General features: G+C 70.8%; 12 protein-coding genes. 4 read left to right on the top strand and 8 right to left on the bottom strand.

Going from position 1 to position 12793, the window contains the following annotated elements; all coding sequences use genetic code 11:
* Window positions 1-13: 13 nt before the first annotated feature.
* The 6 genes from ABT127_RS25815 to ABT127_RS25790 form a co-directional block, all read right to left on the bottom strand.
* Window positions 14-1666: a glycoside hydrolase family 3 protein gene (locus ABT127_RS25815; protein ID WP_351454517.1), complete on the bottom strand. Its 1653-nt coding sequence runs from the start codon at window positions 1664-1666 to the stop codon at window positions 14-16.
* A gap of 373 nt (window positions 1667-2039) precedes the next feature.
* A complete protein-coding gene (locus tag ABT127_RS25810; protein WP_351454514.1) occupies window positions 2040-3314 on the bottom strand; it encodes an MFS transporter in 1275 nt (424 codons plus the stop codon).
* Complete coding sequence (locus ABT127_RS25805) at window positions 3311-3961, bottom strand: GntR family transcriptional regulator (protein ID WP_351454511.1); 651 nt, start codon at window positions 3959-3961, stop codon at window positions 3311-3313. The genes ABT127_RS25810 and ABT127_RS25805 overlap by 4 nt, the downstream gene beginning before the upstream one ends.
* Before the next feature lie 122 nt (window positions 3962-4083).
* Window positions 4084-5706, bottom strand: a complete 1623-nt coding sequence (locus ABT127_RS25800; RefSeq protein ID WP_351454509.1) for a tannase/feruloyl esterase family alpha/beta hydrolase — start codon at window positions 5704-5706, stop codon at window positions 4084-4086.
* 162 nt (window positions 5707-5868) lie between these two features.
* Window positions 5869-6519, bottom strand: coding sequence for a cytochrome b/b6 domain-containing protein (locus ABT127_RS25795; RefSeq protein ID WP_351454507.1), 651 nt, complete (start codon window positions 6517-6519; stop codon window positions 5869-5871).
* Window positions 6503-7231: a molybdopterin-dependent oxidoreductase gene (locus ABT127_RS25790; protein ID WP_351454504.1), complete on the bottom strand. Its 729-nt coding sequence runs from the start codon at window positions 7229-7231 to the stop codon at window positions 6503-6505. The genes ABT127_RS25795 and ABT127_RS25790 overlap by 17 nt, the downstream gene beginning before the upstream one ends.
* Before the next feature lie 318 nt (window positions 7232-7549).
* On the opposite strand from ABT127_RS25790, the gene ABT127_RS25785 reads away from it, so the two are divergent.
* A complete protein-coding gene (locus tag ABT127_RS25785) occupies window positions 7550-8098 on the top strand; it encodes a CGNR zinc finger domain-containing protein (protein WP_351454502.1) in 549 nt (182 codons plus the stop codon).
* A 124-nt stretch (window positions 8099-8222) separates the two neighbouring features.
* On the opposite strand, the gene ABT127_RS25780 is transcribed toward ABT127_RS25785, so the two are convergent.
* Together ABT127_RS25780 and ABT127_RS25775 are read right to left on the bottom strand one after the other, a co-directional pair.
* On the bottom strand, window positions 8223-8690 hold the full coding sequence (locus ABT127_RS25780) for a hypothetical protein (protein WP_351454499.1): 468 nt from the start codon (window positions 8688-8690) through the stop codon (window positions 8223-8225).
* A 161-nt stretch (window positions 8691-8851) separates the two neighbouring features.
* Entirely contained in the window at window positions 8852-9913 is a 1062-nt protein-coding gene (locus ABT127_RS25775; RefSeq protein WP_351454496.1) for an alpha/beta fold hydrolase, read from the bottom strand.
* Between the two features lie 327 nt (window positions 9914-10240).
* Between ABT127_RS25775 and ABT127_RS25770 the strand changes: the two genes are divergently transcribed.
* The 3 genes from ABT127_RS25770 (at window position 10241) to ABT127_RS25760 (ending at window position 12682) form a co-directional block, all read left to right on the top strand.
* Window positions 10241-11101: an alpha/beta fold hydrolase gene (locus tag ABT127_RS25770; protein WP_351454493.1), complete on the top strand. Its 861-nt coding sequence runs from the start codon at window positions 10241-10243 to the stop codon at window positions 11099-11101.
* A gap of 288 nt (window positions 11102-11389) precedes the next feature.
* Window positions 11390-11584, top strand: coding sequence for a hypothetical protein (locus ABT127_RS25765; protein WP_351454490.1), 195 nt, complete (start codon window positions 11390-11392; stop codon window positions 11582-11584).
* Between the two features lie 219 nt (window positions 11585-11803).
* Entirely contained in the window at window positions 11804-12682 is an 879-nt protein-coding gene (locus ABT127_RS25760) for a helix-turn-helix domain-containing protein (protein WP_351454488.1), read from the top strand.
* Window positions 12683-12793: the final 111 nt, after the last annotated feature.

Here is a 12793-nt window from a genome sequence, read left to right as displayed (position 1 = left end):
GCCGCGGCCCCGGTCAGGGGCGCTCGAAGCGCAGCCCGTGTCCCACCGGGAACAGCGTCCGCGACGGATCGTCCGCCGCCGGGACCGACACCGGCAGCCGCCCGCTCGGACCGTGCTCGCCGACGACGACCCCCACCGCCTGGTCGAGGGCGGTCGCACCGTTGCCGTACGTCGCCAGGTACACGGGGGCTCCGGGGAAGCGGTTGATGTCGTACGGGGTGCGCACCCCGATCACGACCACCGGGGTCGCCGTCGCCAACAGCGCGCGGACCAGGCCCACTTGCGCGTCGGCAGAACCGCTGGACGCGACGACCACCAGGTCGGCGGAGCGCGCGAGCCCGACGGTCTCCTCGATCACGGCGGGGCCCGGTGCGACACCGGCGTCCAGGGTTCTCACCACGTGCCCGCGCGAGCGGAACGAAGCGGCGAGACGGGACACGGCGACAGAGTCGGCACCGGTGACGAGGACGCTGCGCGCGCCTGTGCGGAGCGGGAGCGCTCCGCCGTCGTTCTTGACCAGCGTCGTGCTGCGGGAGGTGATCGCGGCGACGTCCGACCGGAAACCCGCCCCGCCGACGACGCGCTCGGCCCGGTCCGCGCCGGAGGCCGTGGCGAAGAGGCCGCGGCGCACCTTGTGGCTCAGGACGCGGATCACCGACGCGTCCAGACGCGTCATGGAGATCCGCCCGGACCGCACCGCGTCGAGCACCGCCGCGTACGCCCGCGGAAGGTCCGGGGACAGCACCAGCATGTCGACCCCCGCGGCCAGCGCCGTGACCGCGGCCTTGTCCGGCGGGAATTGTCCGCTCGCGCCCCGCATGTCGAGGGCGTCGGTGACGATGAGGCCGTCGAACCCCAGCTCCTCGCGGAGCAGGCCGGTGACGACGGCGTGCGACATGGTGGCGGGCACCCCGGTGGGATCGAGCGCGGGAACACTGATGTGTGCCGTCATGATCAGATCCACGCCCGCGGCGACGGCCGCGCGGAAGGGCGGCAGATCGATCGCGTCGAGCTGGGCCCGGCTGTGGGTGATGCGCGGCAGTCCCACATGGCTGTCGGTGTCCGTGTCGCCGTGTCCCGGGAAGTGTTTGGCGGTGGCGGCGACACCACCGCGGTGCAACCCCTCGACGGCGGCGCGGACGAACGCCGAGACGGCCTCGGCGGTGGCGCCGAAGGAGCGCACCCCGATCACCGGGTTGGCCGGATTGACGTTCACGTCCGCCACCGGAGCGTGGTCGGCGGTGATCCCGCACGCCTCCAGCTCGGCGGCGGTGATCTCGTACGAGCGCCGGGCGTCCGCCGTCGACCAGGTGGCGCCCAGCGCCATGTTTCCCGGCTGCTCGGTGGCCGGTGGGGTGGGCAGCCGGGAGACCGCGCCGCCCTCCTGGTCCACCGAGATGATCAGGGGGAGGCCCGACGCGTCCCGGGACACCTGCTGCAGACCGCCGGACAGCCGGGCGATCTGGCCCGGCGCACCGAGATTGTCGTCGCCGCGCGCGGAGAAGTAGATGACGCCGCCCGGCGCGTACTTGCGGACGACCTCGGCGGGGGTGGCCACGCCGTAGCGCTGCCGGTTGAGCGCCGCGGCGTCCTCGCTCACCCGGAAGGCGTCCCGGCCCGCCACCTCGATCATGAAGAGCTGGCCGACCTTCTCCTCCACCGACATGCGGCCGGCGAGCGCCCGGGCCGTCTCACGGGCGGAGCGCGACGCGGCCGGTGCGGGTGGGCCAGCCGCGCCCCAGAGCAGGGCCGTACCGGCGATTCCGGCCAGCGCCTGCCTGCGGGAGGTCGTCCAGGGGAGTGCGGAGTACGTGGCGATGGGGCTGCTCCTTCGGCCGTTTTGCCCGCACCCTACTGACGTGGACCGTCACCGTGCCGGTCCGCCGCGCGGTCATACGTGTCATACGCCGAGAGGCCCGGCGTGTTCCTGAAGGACGGGCGGACGGGCGCGTCGTCATCACCGACTCATCCTGACACACCGCGGGTGTGCCGGCCGTCCGACGTGTGTCAAGGACGGCCGGCACACTCATGTCCGGGTGTCAGGTCCGGGCGGCGCCCGTAGCGGCACGCTCGCCGGTCGGCAGGTGCCGCCGGTAGGCCAGCAGCACCGAGGCCGCGCACAACAGCGCCAGCACGACCAGGGCGAGCAGCAGGGTCGTCGTGCCGAACAGCGAGGTGACGGCGGCCAGCACGATCGGGGTGAGGAAGCCCGCGTACGCGAGGGTGTAGAAGACGCCGGTGAGCCCGGCGAGATCGCGCGGCCCCGCGATGCGCTGTACCTCCAGCAGCCCGCTGACCAGCCCCGTACCGATGGCGCACCCCAGTACGGCGGCGGCGGCCAGCCCCAGCCAGAGCGACTGCCAGTACTGCGCGCCGGTCATCACGAGCAGTCCGGCGGCGGTCAGGAACAGGAACACCACCAGACCCCGGGCGGACGACGGGGAGTCGATCCGCTTCGCCCACGGCTGGATCAGGGCCGCGATCCCGAGCGTCAGGCCGGTCAGCGCGGTGGCGTAGGCCAGACCCCAGGAGCCGGTGGAGCCGGAGAGCAGGACGGGGAGATACCCGTAGGCGAGGGCCGCCGACGCGAAGAGCCACGGCGCCGCGACCGCGACGACGCGCAGGAACCGCCTGTGCCCGGCGGCCGGGACCCGCAACTGCCGCCGCAGCGGTCCGCCGAGGTCGCCCGGGCTGGTCTCCGGTATCCGGCGCACCAGCCACACGAACGGCGCGGCGACCACGATCTGCAGCACGAACGGCAGCACTTCGGGCCGCGGACCCCACTGCGCGAGCGCGCCCGCCACCAGGGCTCCCAAGCCGGAGCCGAGTGTGAACGCCGTCGAGGCGCGCCGGGCCCCCGCACCGGTGTCCGCGCTCGGGTCGTGCGGCGCCTGCGAGAGCTCCTTGAGCCAGCTGTTGCCCACCGCCATCGCGATCCCGACCGTGACACCGGACAGCAGCCGCCCGATGAACAGCGGGGCGACGCCGAGCGGGCCGAGCGCGAGCACGGCGCCCGCGGCCAGGGCGGTCAGCGTGCCCACCGTCATGACCGGACGCCGCCCGTACCGGTCGGAGAGGGCTCCGGCCAGCAGCAGCGCGGGGGCAAGACCGCCCACGTAGACCCCGAGCAACAGGTTCACCAGGAGCGTCGAGTAGTGCTCCTCGTGCTTGTACAGCAACAGCAGCGGGCTGAACTGATTGCCGCACCAGCTCATGACGAAGACCGCGCCGAACACGACACGCCACGGCGGGACGGTACGGGTGCCGGCGGGCCGGCGACCGCCGGTGGACGGGCTCGCGGTCACGGAGGTCACATCGCCCCCTGATGCCGGGCGACATGGTCCGCCAGGACCGCGACGTAGCCTGCCGCGTCGCCCGCGGACAGCCTGCCGAGCAGCTCCTGGTGGTCGTCGACGACCTTCGGCAGATGTTGCGGCTGCGTCGTCAGGAGCTGGTGGCGCAGCCGCTGCTGACGGTCGCGCAGCAGCGTGAAGAAGTGTTCGGCGATCGCGTTGCCCGAGGCCCGCACCACCGCGGAGTGGAAGGTCTCGTCCACCGCGACGAACGCCTCCAGGTTCGCCGCGTCCAGATGGACCCGCTGCCGCTCCACACATTCCGTCAGGGTCCGGACCAGGTCGGCGGACGGGCCGCCCTCCGCCACGACGCGGCGGGCCGCCTCACCTTCGAGGACCTGTCGCATCTCCAGCACGTCCTGGGCCTCGCGCGGCGCGATGGGCGTGACCACGGCGCCCCTGCGGCCCGCGAGATCGAGCAGCCGTTCGCCGCTCAGCCGGAGGAAGGCCTCGTGCGCGGGCGTCCGGCTGATGCCGAGGGCCTCACTGATCTCGCTCTCGGTGACCAACTGGCCGCCCGGCAGCCGCCCGCTGATGATCGCCTGTTTGACGTGCTGGTACGCGGTCTCCGCGGCGGAGCGCGATCCGGAATTAGATGGCATAGCCATGTATCTTTCCATGCATGCATTGATGCATGCAACGCACCCCTCGATCGTGAAACGGCCGTGGCCGGCCCGGAAGTGTCCGGGCCGGCCACGGCCGTCTTGTGAGTGATGTGCGGTGCCGGGGGTCAGTGCCGCGGGCCGACGCAGCGGAAGCTGCTCGCGTCCGCCACGTCACCGTGACCCCTGTACTGCGGAGTCCGCGGGTAGAGGCACAGCTCGCGCGTGACCTCCTTGCCCGAGGCGTCGGTGACGGCGGCGCTCAGCGTCTGCGGAGCCTTGCCGTGCTCGACCCACTTGACCAGCGCGCCGAGCGCGTCGGTGGGGGAGGGGCCGGTGTTGCCGTCCCCCGCGCAGTGGTTGACGCCCGGAGCCAGGAACACCCGGTAGAAGTCGTCGACGCGCTGCGCGCCGCCCAGCTTCCTCTCGACCCGCTCGCGGTAGTCGACGGTGCCCTGTGTCGGGATGAGCTGGTCCGCCTGGCCCTGCCAGGTCAGCAGCTTGCCACCGGACGCCCGGAAGCCGGACAGGTCCGGGTCGTCGGTGCCGATGACCTTGTCGTACTCGGCCTGCGACTGCCGGAACAGCTTCTCGAACTCGCCGTACCCCGCGGTCGCGACGTTGTAGCCGGGCTGCTTCTTGACGAACGTGGAGATCCACTCGGACGGCACCGGGAACGGCGATCCGACCGATACTCCGTCGGAGGCGGCCAGCACCGTCAGGTCCGAGCCGATCGCCGGGCCGTACCAGAGCCTCCTGCCCGAAGCGGTGCGCGGGCCGTCCCAGATCTTGCGGACCACGGCCGCGTCGGCCGCCGAGAAGGTCACCTGCTTGCCGTCGCACTTCAGGGTCGTGCCGATCAGCTTGCGCGGGTCGAAGCGACATCCGTCGGGATCGCCGATGACCCCGTCCTCGGCGCCGTCGAGCGTGTCGCACGCCTTGACGGCCGCCTGCGTCGCGAGGGTGAGTTCACACGTGCTCGGGTAGGTGTGCTCCTCGTTCATCACCACCTGGGGCCAGGCCGTGGCGACCTCGAACTCGTCCCAGTTGACACCGGGCGCGTCGGCGAGGATCCCGTCGTAGTCGCCGGGGTGCCGCTGCGCCTCGGCGTAGCCCTGACGGCCGCCGGTGGAGCAGCCGTTGAAGTACGAGTACGCGGCGGACCGGCCGTAGACGTCGCCGATGACCTGCTTGGCGACGACGGTGGCCTCGTGCACGGAGCGCGAGGCGAAGTTCTTCAGCAGGGCACGGTCGACCGTGCCCTTGCCGTCGAGGGCCCAGCTCACATCGAGATAGCTGCCGACCCCGGCATCGGTCGTGGCGGTGGCGTAGCCGCTCTTCACCGCTGCGGCCAGACCGGAACCGTAGTCGCCGGCCGCGTAGGCGCTGCCGCCGAGCCCCTGGAAACGGCCGTTCCAGCCGTGCTCCGGCAGCCACACCTGAACCTTGGCATGGTCACCGGCGCCGGAGTGGCCGAGGGTGACGGTCACCTGGCAGTGCGCCGGGACGTTCTTGACCGTGGCTCCGGGCAGCGGTGTCACCGGCGGCACGTCGACGTCCCCGGCCGGCCGGCTCACCGCCGACACCGACTCGATCCTCGTGCCGCTCGGCGCCTTCAGCCCCAGCGAATCGGACGCGCACCGGAACGGCGCGGCGGTGGAACCGCCGGACTCCGCCATGGCGGTGGGGAGATACACCGCCGCCGTCACCAGCGGCACCGCGGCCGCGAGGACGGTCAGAAGTCGTTTCATGGAATTCCCTCGTCTGTTGAAAGGTGTGATGGTGATGATGGTGATGGGTGGCATCAGATGGCGTGTGTCTGCCGCTGCCGGCACACACACATGTGCACGATGAAGTGCGAGATCGGCTTCTGGCCGGTGTTCACATCCTGCACGTCCCGGAGCAGGCGTCCATCAGTCACCTGACGGTCGTCCGGGTGCGGAGGTGTCGTCGCGCAGCCACTCGGAGTGCTTCTCCCGGGCCCAGCGCACCGGGACGGAGCCGGTCCGCATGCCGAGCCGCGCCTCCGGATCCTCGTACGCCTTGCGCAGGTGTCCGACGAGGACGAACGTGATGCCCCAGGCGAGACAGTCGTGCACGAAGATCGCGCTGGTGCGGGAGACCGCCGGAAGCAGTCCGCCGAACCACATCAGGAGTCCGGTGAAGAGCATCAGCAGTACGGCTCCCGCGATCCAGCCGGCGTAGAGCTTCTGACCGGCGTTGAACTTCCCCGCCGGTCGCGACGCCGGCGCGGTCAGGCGTCTGCGCGCCGCGCGCAGCCACTGCCGGTCATAGGGCGCGAAGCGGTTCAGCCGGCGCAGGTCCGCGCGGAACGCGGGGGACAGCAGGCCGAGCAGGAACGGCGCGGGGAGCAGGATCCCGGACCACTCGTGCACGGTGACCATCAGGTGCCGCCGGCCCACGAGTTGGGCGAGCGGGCCGAGGTAGAGGCAGGCCGCGGTCAGCAGGCACAGCAGCATCAGAACGCCGGTGGTGCGATGGACGAGGCGTTCGGCCCGGGTGAAGCGGCGGACCCGCGCGCCGGTGTCAGGCGGCGGTGTCATCGGGCTGCCTGTTCTCGCCGTCGAGCCAGCCGTCGATGTCGTAGCCCCGCTCCTCCCAGTACCCCGGTACGACCTCGTCGGTGACGGAGATGCCGGACAGCCACTTCGCCGACTTGTAGAAGTACATGGGCGCCGCGTACAGCCGGACCGGTCCACCGTGCTCGTGGGTGAGGGGCTTGTCCTGCATCGAGAGCGCCACCATCACGTCCGGTCGACGTGCCTGTTCCAGGGTGAGGTTCTCGCTGTAGGCGCCGTCGAAGCAGGTGAAGCGGACGGCCTTGCCTTCGGGACGGACTCCTGCGGCGTCGAGCAGATCGGCCAGCCGGACCCCTTCGAAAGGTGTGTTCGCCACGCGCCAGCCGTCCGTGCACACCACGTCGTGGACCACACGGGTCTGCCGCATGGCGCGCAGTTGCGGAAGGGTGAAGGTCCGGGGGCGGTCGACGAGCCCGCCGACGTGCAGCGTGTAGGTGTGAGCGTCCTTGCGGGGCACGGAACCCACGATGCTGTAGTAGCGAAAGCCGCCCGGGTTGGGCAGGAGGCCGGTGATTCCGGTCGGGTCCGCCTGCGAGGCGGCGCCCAGCACGCTCTCCCAACCTCGTTGCAGATAAGGCGCGGTGGCGAGTCCGGCCGCCCCCGCGGCGAGTGTCGCGAGCATCGCCCGCCGGGCCACGGGTGGCCCGCTCTCGGTGTCCGTGCGCTGGTCTGCCATGTCTGTCACGTCCTGTCGCCGCGCTGAAGGTGGCCGACCCAGCGATGTCATGAGTGGCCGGCCCACACGTCGAGCCGACGATCGATGTCGTCGTCACCGCTCTGTGTGGTGATGATCCTTGCATGGGTGTGTCTCACCGGTCAATACGGTGATGTGGGTTTCCGGGTGTTCGGGGTGCTCCGGGGTGGCCCCGGGGCGGCCCCGCGTGGCCCTGTGCGTACCCGGGCCGCGCGGCACCCCTGTCGGCGGGATGCGCAGGATCGGCTGCTCGCGAAGGGGAGGCTTGCATTCTCAAGGGTCACTGGTCAGTATGGTTACGTGAATCATGCCTTTCCTTGTGGGACGCTCCCTCTCGACTTCGTCGGCACGCTGCGCGCGAGGCGCAACGACCTGCCGATGGAGAAGCTCGCCACCCCCGAGCTGCTCGATGACTGGTTCGTGGAGTCCGGCATGCTCGATCTGGCCCCCGGCGCGAGCGAGGTGGACCTCACCCTCGCAGTCGACCTGCGCGAATCTATCTACTCACTGGTTGCCGCCCGGCTGCACGACGAGCCGTTGCCGCCGGACGCCGTGGCCGAGCTGAATCTCCAGGCGTCGGGGATGCCCGTGACGCTCCGGCTCGGTCCCGACGGGGCGACCCGCACCGGCTCGGTCGGCCAGGGACTCGCGACTCTCGCCCGGGAGGCCGTGGAGATCCTCGGCGGGGACGACGGAGCGCTGCTGCGCGAATGTGCCCGCCCCGAGTGCACCCAGGTCTACCTCGACCGGTCGCGCGGTCACCGGCGCGAATGGTGCGCCATGCGGACCTGCGGCAACCGCGTCAAGGCCGCCGCCTATCGGGCCCGCCAGCACAGCACTCAGAGCTGACTCCCGCGGCCCGGCGCGGAAAACTCACGCCCCGGGCGTTCTCGAGGTCGGCCGGCGCTCGTCGGGGGAGGTGTCTCCGCGGGCGTGCATGCCCGTGGGGAGGCGGGTGTGAATCCGGGCCGGCTCAGCCGTCCGTGTCCGCGGGGTCCGATTCCGCGTTCGTGTACATCACCGACCGCTGCTGCTTGTGGCGCTGGATCCGGCCCCTGGCGACCAGCGACTCCAGAGTGTTCCGCACGACCTGAGGCGTCGGGGAGCGGTCCGGATGCTTCTCCAGCAGCTCGTCCCGCAGTTCCTTGGCCAGGCGAGGCTCCTTGTGCGGCGCCAGCAGTCCGGCCAGAAGGTCCCCGAGCAGCGGCTGCGCCGCCTTCTCCTTCGCGGGGGCGGGCGTTCGCGCGGGACTCGGCGACGGGGGCTCGGCGCCCTCGTGCCGCTCGGCGAGCTGCATGATGTCGACCAAGAGGGCTTCCTCCTGCTCCAGCATCCTGATCTTCTCGGTCAGTTCCTGCTGCCGGCGACGGTTGTCTTCCAGATCCGACGCGGCCTGCTCGACGTACCGCGATCGGAGCGTGTCGGCTGATGGACTGGTCACAACCGTTCACTCCTCAGTAGTGATGGACGCTGGGCATGGTACCCATGCCGGTGCGTCCGTGCCGAGGAGTGCGGCACATACATGTGTGGCCCAGGACGACGGACAGGAGGTCGGCCGGGGCCCGGGCCGACCGGGTCGGCCGGCCCCTGGCGCGACGTCCGTCAGAAGTGGTCCACGTCGACCACGGCCTGGGCGAACGCCGTCGGTGCCTCCTGCGGCAGGTTGTGGCCGACGGCCAGCGTGCGGTGTTCGTACGTCCCGGTGAACTTCGAACGGTACGACGTACCGTCGCCGGGCGCCGTGAACGGGTCGTACTGGGCGTCGATGGTGATGGTCGGCACCGCGATGGTCGGGGCCGCGGACAGCTTGTCCTCGTAACCGTCGTAGCGCCGCTCGCCCTCGGCCAGGTCCAGCCGCCAGCGGTAGTTGTGTATGACGATGGCGGCGTAGTCGGGGTTCTCGAAGGCGGCCGCGGTGCGCTCGAAGGTGGCGTCGTCGAATCCCCAGGTCGGCGAGACTGTCTGCCACACCAGCTTGGTCAGGTCGTGGCGCAGGTCCTTGCGTTCCATCGCCTTCTTGCCGCGTTCCGTCGCGAAGTAGTACTGGTACCACCAGGTGTGTTCGGCGGTCGGGGAGATCGGCTCCAGCTGGGCCTTGCGGTTGGTGATGAGGTAACCGCTCACCGACACCAGCGCCTTGACCCGCTCCGGCCACAGCGCCGCGAGGATGTCACCGGTGCGCGAGCCCCAGTCGAACCCGGCGACGACCGCCTTGTGGATCTTGAGGGCGTCCATCAGGGCGATGATGTCGAGAGCGATCACCGACTGCTGGGCGTTGCGGACCGTCCGGGAGGACAGGAAGCGCGTCGTGCCGTGGCCGCGCAGATACGGCACGATCACGCGGTATCCCTGGTCGGCCAGGAGCGGGGCGACGTCGACGTAGCTGTGGATGTCGTACGGCCAGCCGTGCAGCAGGACGACGGCGGGGCCGTGCGCGGGACCCAGCTCGGCGTAACCGACGTCCAGCAGACCGGCCTTGATCTGCCTGAGCGCGGGGAACGAGGTGTGCGTCCCGGGGGTGACGGTCGGCACGACCGGCGCCTTCCCGCCGTGGCCCGGGGCTGTGGCGGCGGCGTGCGAGACGCCCTGCAGGCCGGCCAGTGAGACGGCGGCCGCCCCCGTGCCCAGGCCCACGGCCTTGTTGAAGCTACGCCTGTTGATCATGTGAAGCCTTCCGTGCGTGTCCGGTGTGTTTCCCGACAGGGCCACTCTTCTCCGCGCCCTCGGTGTGTGCATCAGTCAATTGACGGTCGTACCGACGTAGTCCCGGGCGTGTGCCGATCGGCTGCCGATGGACCGTCAAGTGACGGATGTGTGCCTCTTTGTCGCAGGCGACAGTGGGGAAGGAGAGCGACCGCTGTAGCGCCGTCACCACCTTGACAGGTTATTTATTGCCTGACAAGTTCATCACCGGACAAGATGGTGACGGCAGATTCCTCTCGGCGTCGCGTCGACTCCTCCGCCTCTACTGATCCCTCGGGAAGGTTTCTCATGGTCACCATCAAGCGCGTGCACGGTCGACGGGTTCTCACCGGTGTCGGCGCCGCGGTCGCGGCCGGTGCCGCGGTCGGCGCCTTCGCTCTGAGCGGCACCGCCAACGCCGATGCCGACGCCGGGCGTTCGACGGGCGGCAAGGGTGCGGCCAGGCCCACCGTCGTCCTGGAGCACGGCGCCTTCGCCGACTCCTCCAGCTGGAACGGTGTCGTCTCCCGGCTGCGCGCCGACGGGTATCCGGTCGTCGCCGCCGCGAACCCGCTGCGCGGCCCGCACGACGACGCCACCGCGCTGCGCAGCGTCCTCGACCATGTGAAGGGTCCCAAGATCCTCGTCGGACACTCCTACGGAGGTTCCGTGATCAGCGCGGCCGCCGCGGGTGACCCGCAGGTCAAGGGCCTCGTCTACGTGGCCGCGTTCCTGCCCGCGGTGGGGGAGTCGGCCCTGGAGCTGACCAACAAGTACCCGGGTTCCACGCTCCCCGACGCCCTCGACCCGGTGCCCGTCACCCTGCCCGACGGCACCAAGGGGACGGACCTCTACATCCAGCAGGACAAGTTCCGCCACCAGTTCGCCGCGGACGTCTCTCCCGCCGAGGCCGCGCTCGCCGCCGCGGGACAGCGGCCCATCGCCCAGTCCGCGCTGGAGGAGAAGGCCACCGTAGCCGCCTGGAAGTCCATACCCAGCTGGGACATCGTCACGACCCGGGATCTCAACATCCCGGCTTCCGTGCAGCGGTTCATGGCCGAGCGCGCCCACGCCCACACCGTCGAGGTCGCCGCCTCGCACTCCGTCGCGGTCTCCCGTCCCGGACTCGTCACCCGCGTCATCGAGGACGCCGCGCGCACCACCCGGTGACGAGCGCCCGGCGAACCGTTCCGCCCGGGTGCCGACCCCTCGCGCTGAGGGGACGTGCCGGTCCGGTCCCTGTGACGCCGGTCGCTCAACTACACCTCTCGGGAGATCGCCGCCCCGGGCCGCGCCGCGGTGTGGCCCGGGGCGGCTGGAGGCCCATCGAGATACGTCCATGCGTCACCGTCTTGACGGGTTACGGATGGAAGTGCAAGCTGAAGACGGACAGTGCCGGTGGTCACGTCGCCAGGACGCGATCCACGGCTCAGGAAACTCACGGAAGAGGGACGAGTCATGCCCGAGGCAGGAGCGAGAGACGCGGCTGCGGCACTGCGCAGCGCGAAGTACGGCAAGCTCCCCGAGCGCATCCGCTACGAGGACATGACCGAGGAGGTCGAAACGGACCCGGACGCCTCGAAGAAGTCCGGCTACAACCCCGAGGGCTCGTGGAACTACTACTCGTGCCTGGCTCTGGACCTGGGCCTGTGAGCAAGGGCGGGTTCAGACCGCATGCCGTCGCCCCAACAGGCGCGCCTGTTCCTGCTTCAGCGCGGAGAATCCCTGACGCCCGTACGCCGCGCGCTCCGCACTGGGGAACGGCACCACGGAAAGGTGCTCCTCGTGACGGTCCCGCGCCCATCGGCCGCCCCGATGGTCCCAGTCCCGGAACCGTAGGGCTGTCCCTGCAGAGCCTCGCCACCCAAGGAGATGACCGCCGTGTCCGACCCCCGTGAACTCGGAGCCTTCCTCAAGGCGTGCCGAGCCCGGCTGGCACCAGGAGACTGCGGGCTGCCCGACCCGCACACGCCCCGCAAGGTCCCCGGACTGCGGCGCGAGGAGGTGGCCCGGCTGGCGGTGATCAGCGTCGACTACTACACACGGCTCGAACAGGGCCGGGTCCGGGCGTCCGCGGCGGTCCTGGCCACCCTGGTCCGCGCGCTGCGCCTCGACGAGGACCAGCAGACCTACCTCTACGACCTCGCCGGCCGCGCCGACGCCCGCCCGCGCCGCCGGACCCCGCAACGTCCACGCCCCGCGATGCTCCGACTCCTCGACCAGCTCACCCAGACACCCGCCCTCGTCCTCGGGCGGCGCCTCGACATCCTCGCCTGGAACACGGCTGCTACCGCCCTGTACACGGACTTCTCCGCACTCCCGCCGGGCCGGCGGAACTACCTCCACCTGCTCTTCACCGACCCCGGCTTCCGCGGCTTGTACCGGCAGTGGCGCAGCGACGCGCGCGACGCCGTGGCCGCACTGCGGATGGAAGCCGCCGACGACCCCGACGACCCGGAACTCGCCCGGCTCGTCGGGGAACTGTCCCTGCGCGACGAGGACTTCAGCACCTGGTGGGCCGAACGCCGGGTGCTCACCGCCACCTACGGCACCAAGCAGTACCGGCACCACCTGGTCGGCGACCTCACCCTCGACTGCGACACCTGGGCCTGCCCCGACGGCTCCGGGCAGCGACTCATGGTGCTCACCGCCGAACCCGACAGCCCCTCGTACGACGCTCTGCGGATCCTCACCTCGTGGAGCGCCGGACACCCCGTCGGCCAGGAGCAGCTGCAGGAACGGACCGCCTGAACCTCTCACACGTGTGCCGAGCGCTGCCCGATATGTGAGATGGTCCCGTGAACGATCGATCCAGAACTGCTAGGTTTACGGGACTTGGAAACATGTGCGGGGCTTTCCGGT

This window comes from Streptomyces sp. NPDC001904, assembly GCF_040297005.1.
Lineage (GTDB): Bacteria > Actinomycetota > Actinomycetes > Streptomycetales > Streptomycetaceae > Streptomyces.
Note: the sequence above shows the minus strand (reverse complement) of the source record. Positions and strands in the feature narration are given on the sequence as shown.